Genomic DNA, 18,294 nt, shown 5'->3' with positions numbered 1-18,294 from the left:
TGACCTGGGGTGGAAGCTCCCCCGGCAGGACTCGAACTGGCAACCCTTCGGTTAACCGCTACATGTCGAGTAGCGGCGACCTGGCGTCTTGCTGCTTCGGCTGCTGCCGTCGGCCCGCATTTCAGGAGTGTGAACGCCAGGCCGCCGGGGTGCGCACCGAGGTCGCCGCGCGGGTCGCGCACCGGGACGGGATCGTGGTGCTGTCCGGGGTCGGCGCCACGGTGCTCCCGAGCCCTGCGCGAGCGACGCCGCCCGCCGGGGGTGGCGTGGTCCGCCCACTGCCCCCGACGGTCACCCGCAGTGTCGTGATGTTCCACCGCCAGGGGGAACTGTCCCAGCCGCCCGGGCGTTCCTGCAGCCCTGAGCTCACCTGATCCCGCGGAGCCGGCGGCCTGGCGGCGGTCAGGCCTGGGTCGCCTTCGGTTCGCGGGCCCGGTGGCCGTTCGGACCGCTGTGGGAGCGCGCGAACGGCAGCTTGTCACCCACCTTCTCGCCGACCTTGGCCCGCACGACGCCGGCGGCGCCCTGGACCGCGGGGTGGTCGGCGACCGCCCGGTAGGTCCGCACGATCTGCTCGTACCTCGCACGCCCCGCCCGCGCCCCGAGCACGTACCCGACGGCCGCGCCGAGCAGGAAAGTCTTCATGCCCGCCTCCTGGTGTCTCCGGCTCGATCACTCATTGTCCCCCAACGCGCGCGAAACTGCCGGGGGGTGCTTGCAGAGCGCGATCGCCCATGAGCTAGAGTTCTCTCCCGTCAGCCCGGAGCGATCCGGGCAGGCCAGAGCGTTCCCCTGTAGCTCAATTGGCAGAGCATTCGGCTGTTAACCGAAGGGTTGCTGGTTCGAGTCCAGCCGGGGGAGCAGCGCAAACAGGGCCCCGGAGATCATCCGGGGCCCTTTTGGCATCCAGGGGTGACATCAGTCGCCAGGCTGGTTCGTCGGCGCGGCCATCTGACGCTTCGCCTGGTCCAGCACGTGACTGACCGTTGATGTTGTCGAGGCGTGGCCCAGGTGCTCCATCACCTCGCGGATGGTCGCCCATCCTCCAGGAGTGTGGCGCAAGTCATGCACACGACTGCGATCGATGCGAGCTGCGGAATCGCGGGGTGGACGGTTCGGCGCGACGCCGGGGCTGACCACCGGTGAGCCCTACCGGACGATGGGACGTGCGGCTGTACGACGGGACGAGCCGGATCCACCAGGTGACCAATCGCCAAGCTGGCGACGGCTCAGTGCAACAGCCGGGTGAGGGAGGCGGCCGGGTCGGCGTCTCCCCGCGCGCCGCGCTTCCAGGTGGGTGGGCTTGGCGCGGCGGGTGGCTCTGGTGACGTGTGCTCCCAGTCCAGGATCACCGTCCGCCGCGCGATCCGCCAGCGGCCCTCGCGGCGGGAGAACACGTCGTGGTACCGCAGCCCCTGGAACAGCGGCTCGCCCTCGAGTGGGTCCTTGCGGTACAGGCAGTACGTCTCCGCCTCCGCTCGGTCGCCGTCCACCACGATCGTCGGCGTGCCGAGGAAGTGCCACGTGCCGGCCAGGCTCGCGCCGTACAACTCGAAAAACGCGAACAACTCGTCCACGGTCCCGCTGAACCGGCCGTGGTCGTCCGTCGCGTCGGGGTGGTAGCACGTCCGCGCCAGCGCGCGGTCCCCGCGGTCGATGGCGTGCGCGTACCGGCACAGCACGTCCGTGATTTCCGCTCTGGCAACGAGTTCGTCGATCACGCATTGACAATGACGCACGTGTCATGTTCAAGTCAAGGGCAGGTTCGACAGAGAGGTCGTTGCCATGACTGGGAAAAGGGTCGCTCTCGTGACGGGCGCCGCTTCGGGGATCGGCGCGGCCATCGCGCGGCAGTTCGTCGGCGAGGGCGTCCGGGTCGCGGCACTCGACCGCGCCGGCACCGCCCCGCCCGGCACTCTCCAGATCACCTGTGACGTCACCAGCGACGAGCAGGTCGCGGCCGCGGTGGAGCAGACCGTGCACGAGCACGGCCGGATCGACATCGTGGTCAACGCCGCCGGTGTGCTCGCGCGCGCGGGAATCCGGGACACCACCTGGGAAACGTGGCACAACGTCCTGGACGTCAACCTGTCCGGCACCTTCCGCGTCGTGCGCGCCGCCCTGCCCCACCTGACGACCGGGTCGGACAAGCGGATCGTCAACATCGGCTCCGGCGCCGCCGACCGCGGCTACGCCTACCCTGCCTACACCGCGTCCAAGGGCGGTGTTGTCGCGCTCACCAAGGAACTCGCCGCCGAGCTCGCGCCGCGCGGGGTCACGGTCAACGTCGTCAACCCCGGTTTCGTCCGCACGGCCATCAACGACGACGCCTGGTCCGACGACGAAGCGAGGGCGCGCTGGGAGACGACCATCCCGTTGGGACGGATGGGACGGCCGGAGGAGGTCGCCGCGGTGGTCTGCTTCCTGGCCTCGCCCCAGGCGAGTTACCTGACGGGACAGGTGATCCGCGTCGACGGCGGCCGCTCGGCGATCTCGGCGAGGCCCGCGTGAACCGGGTGGCGGGCAAGGTCTGCGTGGTCACCGGCGCGGCCCGCGGCCTCGGCGCCGCGATCGCGCGGCTGCTGACCGAGAACGGCGCGAGCGTCACCGGGTTCGACGTGACCGGTGAGCAGAGTGTGGACATCCGCGACGAAACCCAGGTGGCCCAGGCCATGCGAAGCGTCGTCGAGGAGCATGGGCGCATCGACGTCCTGATCAACAACGCCGGCATCGCCGGGCCGCGCAAGCCGTCACACGAGGTGACCGTCGAGGAGTTCGACAACGCCTTCGCAGTCAACGTCCGCGGCACCTGGCTGTGCACCAAACACGCGGTCCCACACATGCCGGACGGCGGCAGCATCGTCAACATGTCGTCGATGTACGGCCTGGTCGGCAACTCGATGCTGCCGGTCTACCACGCCACCAAGGGCGCGGTGCGGCTGATGACCAAGGCGGACGCCGCCACCTACGCCCCGCGTGGGATCCGCGTCAACTCCGTCCACCCGGGATCGATCGAAACCGGTTCGGCCGGTTCGATCCGCCAGGACGAGGCCGCGCGGGAGTACAACGCCCGCACGCTCGCGAGCATCCCGCTGGGCAGGCGTGGTGAGCCGCTGGACGTCGCGTACGGGGTGCTGTACCTGGCGTCGGACGAGTCGCGGTACACCACCGGCGCCGAACTGGTCATCGACGGTGGCTTCACGGCCGTGTGAAGCCACCGCCGACGCCTCAGGAACCCAGTCCGCCCAGGCAGAGGTACTTCAGCTCGGTGTAGTCCTCGATCCCGTACCGCGAGCCCTCCCGGCCGGACCCGGACGCCTTGATCCCGCCGAACGGGGCCGCCGCGGTCACGATCGCGCTGTCGTTCACGCCCACCATGCCGTATTCGAGGGCTTCGCCGACCCGCCAGGCCCGCCGGTAGTCCTCTGTGTACACATACGCCGCCAGACCGAACTCCGTGGCGTTGGCACGCGCGACCACCGAATCCTCGTCGGTGAACGAGTACACCGGCGCGACCGGCCCGAAGATCTCCTCGCACCCGAGCGCCAGGTCATCCCGGACGCCGGTCAGCACCGTCGGCTCGAAGAACCGGCCGCCGGGGGAGCGGCCGCCGGTCACCACGCGTGCTCCGGCGGCCACCGCTCCGGCGAGCAGACCCTCCACTTTGGTCACCGCCGCCGACGAGATCAGCGGCCCGACGTCGGTCGCCGGGTCCAGGCCGTGCCCGAGCCGCAGCGACGACGCGGCGTCGGCGAGGCGGCGCGCGAACTCGTCGTGCACCCGGTCCTGTACGTAGATCCGGTTGGCCGAGATGCACGTCTGCCCGGCGTTGCGGAACTTCGCCGCGACCGCGCCGCGCACCGCGAGGTCCAGGTCGGCGTCGTCGAACACCAGGAACGGCGCGTTGCCGCCCAGCTCCATCGACACCCGTTTCAGCGTGTCCGCGCTGCCCCGCGTCAGGTGCCTGCCGACCTCGGTCGACCCGGTGAACGACAGCTTGCGCACCACCGGGCTCTCCAGCAGCTCACGTCCGATCACCGAGGGCTCGCCGGTCACGATGTTCAGCACCCCCGCGGGCACGCCGGCCTCCTCGGCCAGCCCGCCCAGCGCCAGCGCGGACAGGGGAGTCAGCTCGGCGGGTTTCACGACCACCGTGCAGCCCGCCGCCAGCGCGGGAGCGATCTTGCGCAGGATCATCGAGCTGGGGAAGTTCCACGGCGTGATCGCGGCGACCACCCCGACCGGCTGCCGGATCACCACGAGCCGGCGGCCCGCCCGGTCGGCCGGGATCACGTCCCCGGTGATCCGCTTGGCCTCTTCGGCGTAGAACTCGAGGAAATCCGCCCCGGACAGGATCTCCGCACGGGCCTCGGCCAGCGGTTTGCCCTGCTCACGGGTGAGCAGCCGGGCCAGCTCGTCGGTCCGGGACCGCATGAGCCCGTGCAGGCGCATCATCACCGCAGCCCGGTCCGCGGCCGTCAGCGACCGCCACGACGGCAACGCGGCCGCGGCCGCCTCGATGGCCCGCCGGGTCTCCTTCGCACCCAGCGCGGGCACGGTGTCGACCAGTTCGCCGGTGGCCGGATCCAGGACTTCGAGCGTGTCGCCCGAGTCCGCGGAGATCCACTCCCCGTCGACGTAGCAGCGCATCAGAACTCCGTCACGACGGCGTCGGCCGCCCAGCACTCGGTCGGCGTCACGATCAGCGGGTTGATCTCGACCGTCTGGTAGCCGCCCAGGCTGCCAGCGTCGAACGCCTCGCACAGCCCGGCCAGCGCCGACACGGCGGGCTCGTGCCCGGTCACGCCCACCTCGGCGAGCAGGTGCTCGGCGTCGCCCCGCCGCAGTGGCAGCCGCCGGGTCAGCGCCCGGTTGGCCAGCTCGGTCGCCGTGCCGCCGAGCCCGACCACGACGTACCGGCCCAGCACCGGATCGGTGTTCAACCCGACCAGGACCTCCCGCCCGAACACCATCTCCTCGACCAGGAAGCCCTCGACGTCCTCCGGCGACAGCCCGGCGGCGACCACGTTGGACTCGATCTCCTTCGTACAGGCCGGCAGGTCGGCGGCCTGCGCGACGCCCAGGGCGACGCCGCCGATCCGCGACTTGTGGCTGACCGGCGCAATCACCTTCACCGCGAACGGCGGCCGCAGGTCCGCGGCCAGCGCCGCGATGTCCTCGCCCCGGCCGGCCCGGACCCCGCGCACCACGGGCAGTCCGGCCGCGGCGATCAGGTCACGCGAGTCGGCCTCGCTCAGCACCCGTGCCTCCGCCGCGACCGTGCGCGTAGCTGCCGCGGGCTGGGCGGGGAACAGCTTGCCCAGCGCGGAGAACGTGAGCCGGAGGTTGTGCAGCACCGCGACGTGCGGATGTGCCTGCCGGTACGCGCGCACGAACTCCGTGTCGGGCACCGGCGCCATCGAGTTGATGATCAGCGGCATCTCGTTCTCCGCGGACAGCCGGGAGAGATCACCCCAGTTCCACGTGTGCACCGATTCGTGCTCGGTCTCCGACGGGAACTGGACGCTCCACGGCAGCAGGACCAGGCCGGTGTTCGGGTCCTTGAACACGGTCCCGTTGATGCTGTCGTCGCCCTCGCGGCGCTTCACCCCGATCACGTCGAGCGGGTTGTCGATGAACGACCCCGGCCCGGCCAGCTCCCGGATCTTCGCCACCGTCGAATCGGTGAACACCGTCAGGTTGACCCCGTGCCGGTCGGCCAGGTCGCTGCACAACGCCGCGGCGCCACCGGAGCCGCCGAGCACCGACACCGCCCGCGGCCGGCCCGCCTTCACTCCGAGCAGGCACAACGTGGCCAGCCGCACCAGTTCGTCGGCGCCGTCCGCCCGCAGGACCCCGTGCTCACGCAGCAGCTCGGAGAACACCGAGTCGGTGCCCGAGATGCTCGCGGTGTGCGACATGACCGCACGCGCTCCGCGTTCGGACACCCCGGACTTCAGGACGATGATCTGCTTGCCTGCCTGCCGCGCGTACTCGAAGGCGTCGAGGAACACGGGCAGCTGCTGCTCCGAAACGCCCTCCAGGTACACGCAGACCACGCGCGTGGTGTCCCGGCGCAGCGCCAGGTTCAGCGCCTGCGGCACGCCCAGCACGGCGCCGTTGCCGGTCGACGCGCAAAAGTCGACGCCGAGGTTCTCCTCGGTCGCCGCGGCGAGGAACGCCGACAGCAGCGCGCCGCTCTGCGACACGATCGACACCGGCCCGGGTTTGGCGTCCAGCCAGGCCGGTTCCGCGACCGCGCACACCTTCTCGGCGAAGTCCGCGAAACCGACGCAGTTCGGCCCCCACAGCCGGGTTCCGGTGCCGGCGACGATGTCCACCAGCTCGGCCTGCAACGCCCGGCCGGTGTCGTCGCGCTCCCCGAAACCGTCGGTCACCAGCACGATGTCCCGGGTTCCCGCGGCGGTCAGCTGACGGACGGCTTCCACCGAGGCTTCCCGGCGGATCGCGATGACGGCGGCGCGGGGCGTTTCCGGAAGCGCGGACACGTCCGGAACGGTCGGCAGCCCGGCGATGGTTTGGTGGTTGGGCGTCACCGGCACGACCTCGAGCGCGGGGTCGAGCGTGCGCAGGTTGTGGATGGCGCAGGTGGTCCAGAAGTTGCGGGGCGAGGCGCCGACGACGGCTACCAGGGACATGGGTCTCCTTGTCGTGGAAGTGGGTCAGCGGGTGAGCGAGCCGCCCTCGGCGTACCAGGCACGGGCGGCGGAGATGCCCATCTCGGACAGCTGCCCGGACATCCAGCGGTTGCCCGCGGAGGTGTGGATGAGCGCGTCCCAGCCCGCGCAGTTGTCCAGCGTTTCGCGGAAGCCCTGGCGGACCAGGACGTCGTTCGCCGCGCGCTTCTTGATCTCCAGCATGTCCAACGGGGTCTTGGCGATCTCGGTCGCGACCTCGCGTGCCTTGTCCAGCACCGCGGTCTCGGGCACCGAGTAGTTGGCCCAGCCGCGGCGGGCCGCCTCCGGGCCCATCATGTGGCTGCCCGCGGTGTAGGACAGTTCCTTCGCCTTCTTCGGGCCGATCGCGTACATCGCCATCGGCCCGAGCATCCCGCCGCCGATCGGCAGGACCGGCCACGCGATCTTGGTGTCGTCGCCGACGACGGCGAGGTCGGCGCACGCCGGGATCAGTGTCGCGCCGCCCATGCAGTAGCCGTGCACGGCCGCCACCACCGGCTTGGGCACGTCGAACACCGCCGAGAACGCCCGGATGTGCCCGCGCAGGCGCAGCCAGTCTTCGTGCGCGGTGCGGTGGGCATACCCGTTGCCGGACGGCGGTTTGCTCACGTCCCAGCCGACGCTGAACGCGCGGCCCTCACCACGCACGATGATCACCGACACGCTGTCGTCGGCGGCCAGCTCGGCCAGCGCCTCCTCGTAGGTGGTGAACAGCTCGTCGTTGAACGCGTTGAGCTTGTCCGGGCGGTTCAGAACCACCTCGGCGATCTTCCCGTTCCGCTCGGTGCGGACGACGCTCATGGGGTTTCCTTTCAGTGGGAGAGCCGGTGGGCGAGCACGCCGGACGCGGTGACCACCGGCAACCCGGGCAGCGGCTCGTCGGAGGTGAGGGCGGCGCCGGCGACGGCGAACCCGGCACCGGCGAGCCGGACCAGGTCGAAGGCCGCTTCCCGGCCCGTGGCCCGGCCGAGCACACCGTCGGGGTGCGCGCGGTAGGTGATCACGTGCCCGGGCCGGGTGAAGACGTTCGGCGCGGTGCCGGGCGTGCCCAGCAGCGAGATGGTGCGGGCGCGGTCGGCGGCGGAAATGCCGGTGCCGACGCCCTCGGCGTCCACGGACACGCCGTAGGCCGGCGCGCCGCGGTCGGCGGGGGACTGGGCGGCGAGCCGCAGCCGGTCGGCCTCCGGTTCCGGCAGCGTGACGACCAGGAAGCCCGACGTGCACCGGACCACGCCCGCCACCAGCGCGGTGGTCGCGGACCGCGCGGCGAACACGAGCTCGCGTTCCGGGTGCGGCCCCAGGTCGTCGAGCAGCACGACCGGCCGCCCCGCGCGCAGCGCGCCGAGCGCGGTGTCTGTTGTGGACTCCTGCAGGACGGTCACGAGAAGATCTCCCGCGGGTTGTCGATCAGCATCACGTCGATGTCGCGTTGCGACACCCCGGCCGCCAGCAGCGCGGGCACCACGTCCTCGGTGATGTGCGTGAACCGCCAGTCCGGCAGGTGCTTGGTGCGGAAGTCGTCCGGGAAGTTGTGGCTGTGGCAGGACGCGTCGTGCGAGAGCACCATGCGGGAGGCGTACCCGCGCTCGGCCAGGGCGGCGACGGTCGCGACGCGCTTGTCGAAGGCCAGCTTGGTGTCCAGGCCGAACCGGTCCATCCCGAGGTAGGAACCGTTGTCCAGCAACCGTTGCAGGTAGTCCAGGTCGTCGGAGTCGCCGCTGTGCCCGACGATCACCGCGCCCAGGTCGACACCCTCCTCGGCGAAGATCTTCTGCTGGTCGAGGCCGCGCTGCGTGGACACGTCGGTGTGCGTGGAGATCGGCACCCCGGTCTCCAGGTGCGCACGGGCGACCGAGCGCAGCACCCGCTCCACGTCGGGCGTCACGCCGGGAACGTCGGTGGCGCACTTCAGGATCCCGGCGCGGATGCCGGTGCCCGCGATGCCCTCGGTGATGTCGCGGACGAACATGCCGGTCATCGGCTCGTCACCGCCGATCAGCCGTCCCGGGCCGCGGAACTTGAGGTAGTTGGGCAGTTCGGCGAACGTGTAGAACCCGGTGGCGGCGATGATCCGCACCGGTGACCGTTCGGCCACCGCGCGCACGCGCCGGATGTCCCGGCCCAGGCCCAGCACGGTGAGGTCGACGATGGTGTCGATCCCGGCTTCCTTCAACGCGACGAGCTTGGCGACCGCGTCGGCGATGCGCTGTTCGTCGTCCCAGGTCTCGGGGTAGTTGACCGCGTACTCGTGGTTGATGACGAACACGTGCTCGTGCATGAGCACGCGTCCGAGGTCGCCGGTGTCGAGCGCGCCGGTCACGGTCTGGACGGTGGCCATCGAAGTGGTTCTCCCTCGGGCGACGGCGGTGTCTGCCCGTTGACAATGACGCGCGTGTCATGTTTAGTCAAGTGAGTCTTCACCCGGCGCTGCAAGGGTTTTCGTTCAGCGCAGTGTCTCGTTCACCGGGTCGTATTGGAGTGCCATGAGCAACGTCGCCACACCGCACTACGGGATCTTCAGCCTGTCCAACGTTCCGCCGTGGAACACCCACAACGAGGTCGTGAACAAGGCGATCGAGCAGATCGTCCACGCGGACAAGCTGGGCTTCGAAGAGGCCTGGGTCGCCGAGCACAACGGACGCCGCTACGGCATCGTCGCCTCCGCGCAGCTGCTGCTCGCCGCCGCCGCGGCCGCGACCAGCCGGATCCGGCTCGGCTCCGGGGTTTCCCGGCTGCCGATGCACCACCCGCTGCGCCTGGCCGAGGACTACGCCTACGTCGACCAGCTCTCCGGCGGACGGCTCAACTTCGGCATCGGCAAGGCCTACGACCGGCTCGAGTTCCAGGCCTACGGCATCCCGGAGGCCGAGCGGGACGAGCGCTACGAAGAGGTCTTCGAGATCGTCATGCAGGCGTGGCGGACCGGCAAGGTCAAGTTCGCGGGCAAGCACTACCGGGTCCCCGCCGAGGGGGAGGTGGCCGACGAGATCGAGCTGTTCCCCGAGGTCGCGCAGAAGCCGACGCCGCCGGTGTTCGTGATGGTCTCGTCCAGCGAGGAGTCGCTGCGCTCGGCCGCCCGCCGCGGGTTCTCGTTCGTGCTCGGGCAGCGCCCGACCCGCGACGACGTGCGCAGGCTGGTCGGGGTCTACCGCGAGGAGGCCCGCGCGGCCGGGCACTCGTTCGACGCGATCGACGAGAACATCGCCCGCGCGTCCCAGCTCAAGGCCATCCACGTGGCCGACAGCCACGAGCAGGCGCGTCGCGAGTACGAGCACGGCTACATGTGGTACGTCAACATCCTGAGCAACCGCGCCAAGGTCGGCCTCGGCATCGACGAGCTCACCTACGACGAGTACATCGACCGCAAGACCCTGATCCTGGGCAGCCCGGAACAGGTCGCGGAGGAGCTGGCCTCCTTCCACAGCCACACCGGCCTCGGTGGCCTGGTGGCCTGGTTCGACGCCGGCAGCCAGCCGCAGGAGCAGGTTCTCCGTTCCATGACGATGTTCGCGGAGAAGGTGCGCCCGCAGCTGTGAATCGCGACAATGGCGCGAACTGACGGCGGACCACTTGGGGTGAAGATGACGAGCGGCGGCACGACGGGCAACAAGCGGACCGGGTCGAAGGCGACGCGCGAGCGCGCGGACGCGCAGCCACGCACGGCGCGCGGCCAGAAGACCCGGGAACGGCTGCTCGCCGCGGCGCGCACGGTGTTCGAGAACAAGGGTTTCCTGGACACGCGCGTCTCCGACATCTGCGACGAGGCCGGGCTGGCGCACGGCACCTTCTACATCTACTTCCCGGACAAGGAAGAGATCTTCTACACGCTGGTCGACTCGGTCGTCGCCGACCGCTACCTGCTGACCGCCGTGCCGGAGGACTTCGAAGGGACCGTCGTCGACCGGTTCGCCTACACCCTGCGGCAGTACTTCGAGGAGATCCAGCGGTCCAAGCGCCTGAGCCGCATCGTCGAGCAGGTCGTGACCTTCGACGAGCACATGCGCGAGAACCGCATGGAGATCCGCCGCAAGTTCCGCGAGCGCATCCAGCACGGCATCGAGCGCCTGCAGCAGCAGGGCGCCGCCGATCCGGACATCTCAGCCGAACTGACCGCCGAGGCCATCGTCGCGATGATCAACAACTTCGCGTACATCAACCTCATCCTCGGCGAACGCGACGACCTGGACATCGAGCAGGTCGTCGCCACCCTGACCAGCATCTGGGCGCGCTCGCTGGCGCTGGACCTGGAGAAGGCCAACGCCAACGACCTCAAGCGCGCGCCCAAGAAGAGGAAGACCTGAAGCGCATGGATTTCACCGTCCCGGACGAAGCCAGGGAGACCGCGAAGGGGGTGCTCGGCTTCATCGAGCGGTACGTCGAGCCCCTCGAGCGGAAGCACGCGGACCTGCTGGCGGAGGAACGGCACCGCTACGACGACAACGGCCTGCTCAAGCCCGAGATCAGGGCGCTGAAGAAGCAGGTGCGGATGGCCTCCGCCGAGGCCGGGTTCTACACGATGTTCGGCGACGAGGCGCTCGGCGGGGGCGGGCTCGGCGAGGTCGCGCTCGTCCACATCCAGGAGGAGCTGAACCGCGTCTGCGGACCGCACCGGCCGCTCGTCCACGAGAACGTGATCCCGTCGGTGTTCACCAACGGCTTGAGCCCGATCCTCTCCGAACTCAAGCCCGACGTCCGCGAGCGGTACGTCGCCGGGATCGCGTCGGGGGAGAAGACCCTCTGCTTCGGACTGTCCGAACCCGGCGCGGGCTCCGACGTCCAGCGGATCCGCACCCGCGCGGTGCGCGACGGCGACGAGTGGGTGATCAACGGTTCCAAGCAGTGGATCACCAACGCGCCCTACGCCGACTACTGCATCCTGTTCGCGGTCACCGATCCCGAGGCCAACCGCGAACGGCGTGGCGGCATCACCGCGTTCTTCGTCGACACCGCCAGCGAGGGTTTCGAGTGCAGCAGCACCATCCCCATCCTCGGGCACGTCGGCTCGCACATCGGCATCGTGACCGTGGACAACCTGCGGGTGCCCGACGACCACGTGATCGGCACCCTCCACAAGGGACTTTCCCTGGCGCTGCTCGGGATCAGCAAGGGGCGGCTGTCGATGTCCGCGATGTGCGTCGGGCTGGCCCGCTGGTCGCTGGAGCGGGCACTGGACTACGCCCGGCAGCGTGAGACGTTCGACAGCGTGATCGGCGACCACCAGGCCATCCAGATCAAGCTCGCCGAAATGGCGATGGACATCTACGCGGCCAAGTCGGTGGTCGGGCGGACCGCCGCGCTGGTGGAGAGCAAGCAGCGGGCGATCAAGGAGACCTCCATCGCCAAGGCCCTGTGCACCGAGATGCTCGGCCGGGTGTCCGACGCCGCGATGCAGGTGCACGGCGCGATGGGCCTGACCAACGAGATGCGGCTGGAGGAGGTCTGGCGGCACGCGCGCACGCTGCGGATCCCGGACGGCACGTCGGAGATCCAGCGCCGCACGATCGCCGGGCGCCTGCTCGCCGGCGACACGGAGCTGTGATGCTCCCCAAGTACGCCGAGCTGCCGCGCCTGGACGACTACGGCAACCACTCCTGGGGCGTGTTCGGCCAGGACGACGAACTCGGCACCCTCAACCTGATCGACGCCGACGCGGTGCGCGCGGCCACCGCCCTGGTGCGCACCGGTGAGCGGGTCGGCCTCAGCCTCCCGCTGGACCAGCCCGATCCGCCGCTGTTCCGCCGGGAGCCGTTCCGGCACACCGTCAAGCGGATCGGCAGCATGTGGGACGACCGGCTGGACTCGTTCTTCCCGCAGGGTTCCACGCAGTGGGACGGGTTCCGCCACCACCGGGTCCGCCAGCACGGTTTCTACGGCGGCGTCCAGGACGATCCCGCGCCGGGCAACCCCCGGTTGAGCATCCACCACTGGGCGAGCTCCGGGATCATCGGGCGCGGTGTGCTGCTCGACGTCGCCCGGCACTTCGGCGACCTGGACGCGCTGGCCGAGCGGTCGATCACCGCCGACGACCTGCGTGCGGTCGCGGAGGCGCAGGGCGCGGAGATCCGGCCCGGCGACATCCTGTGCGTGCGCACCGGCTGGCTGTCCGCCTACCGGGGACTGGACGCCGAGGGCCGCGCGGCGATCTCCGCGCAGAAGTCGTCGTTCAGCTCCGTCGGGCTGGCCGCCGACGAGAGCACGGCGGAACTGCTGTGGGACTGGCACGTCGCCGCGATCAGCGCCGACAACCCGGCCGTCGAGGTGACCCCCGGCGACGCGGCGGTCGGCAGCCTGCACCGGCGGCTGCTGGGGATGCTCGGCATCCCGCTCGGCGAGCTGTTCGACTTCGACACCCTGGCCGCCCGGCTCCACGAGAGTTCCCGGCCGGACTTCCTGTTCGTCTCCGTGCCGCTGGCCCTGGTCGGCGGTCTCGGATCGCCCGGCAACGCGGTCGCCGTGCTCTGACCCGGAAGGAGGACACCATGACCGTGCCCGGTCGCCTGATGCGGGACGTGCTCGGCTCCTTCTGCTCCGGGGTCGTGGTGGTCACCGCCGCCGGTCCCGAGCCGGTCGGCTTCACCTGCCAGTCGTTCGCCTCCCTGTCCCTCGACCCGCCACTGGTCACGTTCGCGCCCGGTCGCGGGTCGCGCACCTGGCCGAGGATCCGCGAAATCGGCTCGTTCTGCGTCAACATCCTCGCCGCCGACCAGCGGCATCTGTCGGACGCGTTCGCGCGGTCCGGCACCGACAAGTTCGCCGGCGTGCGCTGGTCGCCGAGCGAGCTGGGCTCGCCCGTCCTCGACGGCGTGCTGGCCTGGATCGACTGCGAGATCTGGGCCGAGTACGACGGCGGCGACCACACCATCGTCGTCGGCGAGGTCCGCGCGCTGGCCGCCGCACCCGGTGAGCCGTTGCTCTTCCACCGCGGGGCCTACCTCGCCTCCTGAAATCCCCCATGTCCCTCTCAACGAAGAGAGCGCGATCATGTCCACTCTGCAGCCCCGACGCGCCGCCGCGGCGAGCGTCATCGGCACCACCATCGAGTACTACGACTTCTTCATCTACGCCACCGCCGCCGCGCTGGTGTTCAACAAGGTGTTCTTCCCGACGCTGACCGGCCTGGCCGGCACACTGGTGTCGCTGTCGACCTTCGCGGTGGCCTTCCTGGTCCGCCCGCTCGGCGGCGTGATCATCGGGCACCTCGGCGACAAGGTCGGGCGACGGCCGATGCTGGTGCTCACGCTGACCATGATGGGCGGCGCGACCCTCCTCATCGGACTGTTGCCCGGATACTCGACCATCGGCGTCGCCGCGCCGGTCCTGCTGATCCTCCTACGGGTGCTGCAGGGGTTCGCGATGGGCGGCGAACTCGGCGGTGCGGTGCTGCTGACGATGGAGCACAGCCAGCCGGGCAAACGCGGGTTCTACGGCAGTTTCGTGCAGATCGGCGGCCCGCTCGCGCTCGTGCTGGCGACACTGGTCTACCTGCCGCTGGGCGCCATGCCGCAGCAGGACTTCCTGAACTGGGGCTGGCGGATCCCGTTCCTGCTCAGCGTGGTCCTCATCGCCGTCGGCTACTTCCTGCGGCGGCGGATCGACGAGAGCCCCACGTTCACCGAGATCAAGCGTGCCGGCCGGGTGGACCGGGCGCCCGCGCTGACCATCGTCCGGCAGTATCCACTCCGGACACTGCTGATCGCGGGCACCACCCTGATCGGCGGCATCGCGTTCTACATGATGGCCGTGTTCGGCCTGTCCTACGCCACCAAGGACCTCGGCCTGCCGCGCGGCACGATCCTGCTCGTCGTGATGGCGTCGATGGTGCTGGACTGCCTGTTCGTGTTCGCCGCGGGCACGCTGTCGGATCGGCTGGGCCGCCCGAAGGTGATGCTCGCGGGGATGATCGGTCTCGCGGCGCTGTCGTTCCCCTGGATCTGGATGCTGGACACCGGGAACCCGTGGGTGATCTTCGCCGGGTACGTGCTGCTGTGCGTGCCGCACGGCGCGGTGCAGGGCGTGGCGGGCGTGTTCTACGCGGAGGCGTTCCCGCCCGCGGTGCGGTATTCCGGACTGTCCATCGGCTACACGATCGGCATGATCGCGGGAAGCGCGATCGCCCCGGTGGTGGCCGAAAGCCTGGTGAGCGCGTTCGGGTCCGCCGCGCTGGGCTGGTACATGCTCGCGATGGCCGCGATCTCGCTGGTGTCCACCGTGGTGATCGTGCGCTCCCACACGGTGACCGGCCGCGAACAGGCGCCCGTGACGAGCCCGCTGACCCCCTGACGAGGAGAGCCTGATGACTGCACTGCAGCCCAAGCGCGCGGCCGCGGCCAGCGTGATCGGCACGACGATCGAGTACTACGACTTCTTCATCTACGCCACCGCCGCCGCGCTGGTGTTCAACAAGGTGTTCTTCCCCAACCTGTCCGGCCTGGCCGGCACGCTCGTGTCGCTGTCGACCTTCGCCGTGGCGTTCCTGATCCGGCCCGTCGGCGGGGTGATCATCGGCCACCTCGGCGACAAGGTCGGTCGCCGCCCGATGCTGGTGCTGACGCTGATCCTGATGGGCGGTGCGACCCTCCTCATCGGACTGTTGCCCGGCTATTCGACGCTCGGGGTGCTGGCCCCGGTCCTGCTGATCGTGTTGCGGATCGTGCAGGGCTTCGCGATGGGCGGCGAGCTGGGTGGCGCGGTGCTGCTGACGATGGAGCACAGCCGGCCCGAGAAGCGCGGCTTCTACGGCAGCTTCGTGCAGATCGGCGGCCCGCTCGGCCTGGTCGTCGCCACGCTGGTGTTCCTGCCGCTCAACGCGCTGCCGCAGGAGGTCTTCCTGTCCTGGGGCTGGCGGATCCCGTTCCTGCTCAGCGTGATCCTCGTGGTCGTGGGGTACGTGCTGCGCCGCACGATCGACGAGAGCCCGACGTTCGCCGAGATCAAGCGCTCCGGCCGCGTCGAGCGGGCGCCGGCGCTGACCATCCTGCGGCGGTACCCGGCGCGGGCGCTGCTCGTGGCGGGCACGACTCTCAGCGGCGGCGTCGCGTTCTACATGATGTCGGTGTTCGGGTTGTCCTACGCCACCAAGGAACTCGGCCTGAGCCGGGGCACGATCCTGCTCATCGTGATGGTGTCGATGGTGCTGGACTGCCTGTTCGTGCTGGCGTCCGGCGTGATCTCGGACCGGGTCGGGCGGCCGAAGGTGATGATGTTCGGCATGATCGGCAAGGCGGTGCTCGCCTTCCCGTGGATCTGGCTGCTGGACAGCGGCGACCCGTGGATCGTCTTCGCCGGGTACGTGCTGTTCTGCGTGCCGCACGCCGCCGGGCAGGGCGTCGCCGGGGTGTTCTACGCCGAGGTGTTCCCGGCGAAGGTGCGCTATTCGGGGCTGTCCATCGGGTACACGATCGGGATGATCGCGGGCAGCGCCATCGCCCCGATGGTCGCCGCGAGCCTGGTCGCGGCGTGGGGCACGGCCTCGCTGGGCTGGTACATGCTGTCGATGAGCGTCATCTCCACGGTCTGCACCACGGTCATCCTGCGCTCGCGCAAGATCCGCGGGACAGCGGAGGAGGAGGCGCCGGTGGTCCGGACCGAGGTCGTCGGCTGACGCCCGGGCGAGGGATGCCTCACGCCCCCGCGCGAGTGTGACCGCGCGGGGGCAAGGTATCCCTCCGGGTACGAGATCACGACGGCCCCTGTCCCTGGCGGTCATCGGCGTCGGGCCGCGGGGTTGTCGGTGCTGGAGCGACTCGCGGCGGCTCTGCGCCCGCGACGACGGGCAGCTCCGGTACCGGCCGGGCGGCGACGAGCTGCTGATCGTCGCCGGTTCCCGCAGCGGCCTGCCCTTCCTGGCGCGTGCCCAGGTGCACCGCCGCGAGCGCGGCAGCACCAAACTGGACTTCGCGGCCGAGGTCGAACCGCTGATCTGGGCGGAGGCGGAGCACGCCCACTACCGCCGGATCGTCGGCCTGCGCGACGGCGAGGACGCCGCCGCGCGCTTGACCGCCGCGTTCCCGGACGTGGTGGACGAGCGGATCGCGGACCACTTCCGCGGGGTTGATGAGCACCGCCCACGTGTGCGGGTGTCACATCCACCTCGGCGTCCCGGACTCGGACACCGGCGTGGAGGTGATCAACCACGTGCGGCCGTGGCTGCCGGCGGTCAGTGCCAACTCGCTGTTCGCCGAGGGGGCCGACACCGGGTACGCGAGCTGGCGGTACCTGGCGATCTCCCGCCGGCCCAGCGGTGACCCGCCGCCGTATGCCGAATCGGCCGGGCAGTACGAGCAGCTGGTCGAGGAGATGGCGCGGTCGGGGGCGATCATGGACCCCGGGAACCTCCGCTGGGACATGCGCCTGTCGCCGCGCCACCCGACGGTCGTGATCCGCGTGTGCGACGTGGCGGCGACGGAACGGGAGGCGGCGCCGCTCGCGGTGCTCGCGCAGGGCCTCGCCGCCGCGGCGTTCGCCCGGATCGGGGACGGGGTGGACGCGCCGCGGGTGCCGCAGGAGGTGCTGCGGGCCGACCTGTGGCGCGCGGCGCGGGACGGCCTGGACGGGACCAGCGTCGACCCGGTGGACCGTTGGTGCTCGCGCGGCTGCTGGACGAGGTGCGGCCGCACCTGGACGGCGGGGCGAATGAGTTCGCCGAGCAAGCCTTGCCGTCGCTGGTGGCGGCCGGTGGCGGGCGTCCCGGCAGCGGGCGGCCTTCGAGCGGCGTGGCGTCGGCGCGGTGGTCGAGCTGCTCACCGGTTCCGGGATTTACCCGGAGGTGGCGCGGGGCGGCCGTCGTTAGCCTCGGTGATCGTGTTGTTGCGTACCTTTCAGCCGCTGTCCCGGGTGACCGGCGACCTCGTCGGCGACTGGGACCGTGTGCCGGCCGGGCTGGTGGCGCCGTACCGGGCGATGGTGGCGGCGATGGAGCGAGCCGGGGTCGGCACGGGTGGGCGGCCGCCGGTGTGGGCGTGGCACGGGGAGCTGCGGCTGATCGACGCCATGCTGCTGTTCGACGCCGAGCACGAGCTGAGCCGCGGGTTCGCGACGGTCGAGTTCGACGCGCCGGCCGGGCTGGTCGTGGAGTCGGACTACGGGCGGTGGAACGACTTCCTCGCCGCGTCTCTGGAGGGGCGGGAGTGCGCCTGGGAGCTGGGGCCGGCGGCGCGCGAGCCGGTTCAGGTGTGCCTGCCGTACGTGCGGGCTTCGTGGGTGCGGGACGTGCGGCCGCTGCCGACCGGCGGGTGGGACCGGCTCGATCCGGCCGCGGCGGTGTGACGTCTTGTCCTGTTCTGTCATTGACCCGGCACGGTCCGGGCGATGACGATCGCGGTGTGGCAGAGGTGACCGACCTGCCCCGCGGTGACCTGGTGCTGCTGGGGCTGCTGGCGGAAGGGCTGTCGCCGGAGGAGGTGGCCGGGCGGGTTGGCCTGTCCGGCCGGACCGTGCGGCGCCGCATCAGGGCCGTCTGCGACCGCCTCGGCGTGGCGACGCCTATCGAGGCGGTGGTGTGGGCGGTGCGGCGGGAGATGATTTGACCGCGCCGGCCCGCGCACCGCGCGGCCCGGCTCCGGCGGGCCTGCCAAACCCCGCCGGAGCCGGAACCCCA

At 70.7% G+C, this 18,294-nt stretch carries 20 protein-coding genes and 1 tRNA gene; 13 read left to right on the top strand and 8 right to left on the bottom strand.

Annotation, left to right across the window (positions count from 1 at the left end; all coding sequences use genetic code 11):
* Positions 1-149 precede the first annotated feature (149 nt).
* Positions 150-374 (top strand): hypothetical protein, encoded by a 225-nt coding sequence (locus ACCP09_RS02710; RefSeq protein WP_433742952.1) that lies wholly within the window; start codon positions 150-152, stop codon positions 372-374.
* 28 nt (positions 375-402) lie between these two features.
* On the opposite strand, the gene ACCP09_RS02705 is transcribed toward ACCP09_RS02710, so the two are convergent.
* Complete coding sequence (locus ACCP09_RS02705; protein ID WP_017981268.1) at positions 403-645, bottom strand: hypothetical protein; 243 nt, start codon at positions 643-645, stop codon at positions 403-405.
* 143 nt (positions 646-788) lie between these two features.
* On the opposite strand from ACCP09_RS02705, the gene ACCP09_RS02700 reads away from it, so the two are divergent.
* Positions 789-861 (top strand) — tRNA-Asn (locus tag ACCP09_RS02700).
* Between the two features lie 368 nt (positions 862-1,229).
* On the opposite strand, the gene ACCP09_RS02695 is transcribed toward ACCP09_RS02700, so the two are convergent.
* The gene (locus ACCP09_RS02695; protein WP_433742950.1) at positions 1,230-1,721 is read right to left on the bottom strand and encodes a nuclear transport factor 2 family protein; all 492 of its coding nucleotides are present in this window, start codon (positions 1,719-1,721) and stop codon (positions 1,230-1,232) included.
* 64 nt (positions 1,722-1,785) lie between these two features.
* On the opposite strand from ACCP09_RS02695, the gene ACCP09_RS02690 reads away from it, so the two are divergent.
* Together ACCP09_RS02690 and ACCP09_RS02685 are read left to right on the top strand one after the other, a co-directional pair.
* A complete protein-coding gene (locus ACCP09_RS02690) occupies positions 1,786-2,511 on the top strand; it encodes an SDR family NAD(P)-dependent oxidoreductase (protein WP_433742948.1) in 726 nt (241 codons plus the stop codon).
* Positions 2,508-3,212, top strand: coding sequence for an SDR family NAD(P)-dependent oxidoreductase (locus tag ACCP09_RS02685; RefSeq protein ID WP_123683300.1), 705 nt, complete (start codon positions 2,508-2,510; stop codon positions 3,210-3,212). The genes ACCP09_RS02690 and ACCP09_RS02685 overlap by 4 nt, the downstream gene beginning before the upstream one ends.
* A gap of 16 nt (positions 3,213-3,228) precedes the next feature.
* Here ACCP09_RS02685 and ACCP09_RS02680 read toward each other — a convergent pair whose 3' ends face one another.
* From ACCP09_RS02680 to ACCP09_RS02660, 5 genes are read right to left on the bottom strand one after another with little or no spacing between them, the layout of a single operon-like run.
* Positions 3,229-4,650: an NAD-dependent succinate-semialdehyde dehydrogenase gene (locus ACCP09_RS02680; RefSeq protein ID WP_433742945.1), complete on the bottom strand. Its 1,422-nt coding sequence runs from the start codon at positions 4,648-4,650 to the stop codon at positions 3,229-3,231.
* Positions 4,650-6,659 (bottom strand): acetate--CoA ligase family protein, encoded by a 2,010-nt coding sequence (locus ACCP09_RS02675; RefSeq protein ID WP_433742943.1) that lies wholly within the window; start codon positions 6,657-6,659, stop codon positions 4,650-4,652. The genes ACCP09_RS02680 and ACCP09_RS02675 overlap by 1 nt, the downstream gene beginning before the upstream one ends.
* A 24-nt stretch (positions 6,660-6,683) precedes the next feature.
* Positions 6,684-7,499 carry an enoyl-CoA hydratase/isomerase family protein gene (locus tag ACCP09_RS02670; RefSeq protein ID WP_433742941.1) on the bottom strand — a complete coding sequence of 272 codons (816 nt, stop codon included), beginning with the start codon at positions 7,497-7,499 and terminating at the stop codon, positions 6,684-6,686.
* Between the two features lie 11 nt (positions 7,500-7,510).
* Positions 7,511-8,080: a 3,4-dihydroxy-2-butanone-4-phosphate synthase gene (locus ACCP09_RS02665; RefSeq protein WP_433742939.1), complete on the bottom strand. Its 570-nt coding sequence runs from the start codon at positions 8,078-8,080 to the stop codon at positions 7,511-7,513.
* Entirely contained in the window at positions 8,077-9,036 is a 960-nt protein-coding gene (locus ACCP09_RS02660; protein ID WP_378362065.1) for a phosphotriesterase family protein, read from the bottom strand. Before ACCP09_RS02660 ends, ACCP09_RS02665 begins: the two co-directional genes overlap by 4 nt.
* Positions 9,037-9,181: 145 nt before the next feature.
* On the opposite strand from ACCP09_RS02660, the gene ACCP09_RS02655 reads away from it, so the two are divergent.
* Genes ACCP09_RS02655 through ACCP09_RS02625 form a run of 7 tightly spaced genes read left to right on the top strand, consistent with a single transcriptional unit; the run spans position 9,182 to position 16,299 of the window.
* Entirely contained in the window at positions 9,182-10,234 is a 1,053-nt protein-coding gene (locus ACCP09_RS02655; protein WP_433742936.1) for an LLM class flavin-dependent oxidoreductase, read from the top strand.
* 45 nt (positions 10,235-10,279) lie between these two features.
* Positions 10,280-10,999, top strand: a complete 720-nt coding sequence (locus tag ACCP09_RS02650; protein WP_433743108.1) for a TetR/AcrR family transcriptional regulator — start codon at positions 10,280-10,282, stop codon at positions 10,997-10,999.
* A 5-nt stretch (positions 11,000-11,004) separates the two neighbouring features.
* Complete coding sequence (locus ACCP09_RS02645; protein WP_027931543.1) at positions 11,005-12,237, top strand: acyl-CoA dehydrogenase family protein; 1,233 nt, start codon at positions 11,005-11,007, stop codon at positions 12,235-12,237.
* The gene (locus ACCP09_RS02640; protein ID WP_433742934.1) at positions 12,237-13,160 is read left to right on the top strand and encodes a cyclase family protein; all 924 of its coding nucleotides are present in this window, start codon (positions 12,237-12,239) and stop codon (positions 13,158-13,160) included. Before ACCP09_RS02645 ends, ACCP09_RS02640 begins: the two co-directional genes overlap by 1 nt.
* 17 nt (positions 13,161-13,177) lie before the next feature.
* Entirely contained in the window at positions 13,178-13,642 is a 465-nt protein-coding gene (locus tag ACCP09_RS02635; protein WP_027931541.1) for a flavin reductase family protein, read from the top strand.
* 37 nt (positions 13,643-13,679) lie between these two features.
* Entirely contained in the window at positions 13,680-14,978 is a 1,299-nt protein-coding gene (locus ACCP09_RS02630) for an MFS transporter (RefSeq protein ID WP_123683295.1), read from the top strand.
* A 13-nt stretch (positions 14,979-14,991) separates the two neighbouring features.
* Positions 14,992-16,299 carry an MFS transporter gene (locus ACCP09_RS02625; RefSeq protein ID WP_433742931.1) on the top strand — a complete coding sequence of 436 codons (1,308 nt, stop codon included), beginning with the start codon at positions 14,992-14,994 and terminating at the stop codon, positions 16,297-16,299.
* Between the two features lie 76 nt (positions 16,300-16,375).
* On the opposite strand, the gene ACCP09_RS02620 is transcribed toward ACCP09_RS02625, so the two are convergent.
* A complete protein-coding gene (locus ACCP09_RS02620; protein WP_433742929.1) occupies positions 16,376-16,759 on the bottom strand; it encodes a hypothetical protein in 384 nt (127 codons plus the stop codon).
* Here ACCP09_RS02620 and ACCP09_RS02615 point away from each other — a divergent pair.
* Together ACCP09_RS02615 and ACCP09_RS02610 are read left to right on the top strand one after the other, a co-directional pair.
* The gene (locus ACCP09_RS02615; RefSeq protein ID WP_433742927.1) at positions 16,752-17,963 is read left to right on the top strand and encodes a carboxylate-amine ligase; all 1,212 of its coding nucleotides are present in this window, start codon (positions 16,752-16,754) and stop codon (positions 17,961-17,963) included. The genes ACCP09_RS02620 and ACCP09_RS02615 overlap by 8 nt on opposite strands.
* A gap of 56 nt (positions 17,964-18,019) precedes the next feature.
* The gene (locus tag ACCP09_RS02610) at positions 18,020-18,223 is read left to right on the top strand and encodes a helix-turn-helix domain-containing protein (protein ID WP_027931536.1); all 204 of its coding nucleotides are present in this window, start codon (positions 18,020-18,022) and stop codon (positions 18,221-18,223) included.
* Positions 18,224-18,294 lie beyond the last annotated feature (71 nt).

It is taken from the genome of Amycolatopsis sp. 3B14 (assembly GCF_050958625.1).
In the GTDB taxonomy this organism is placed as follows: Bacteria; Actinomycetota; Actinomycetes; order Mycobacteriales; family Pseudonocardiaceae; genus Amycolatopsis_E; species Amycolatopsis_E thermoflava.
Note: the sequence above shows the minus strand (reverse complement) of the source record. Positions and strands in the feature narration are given on the sequence as shown.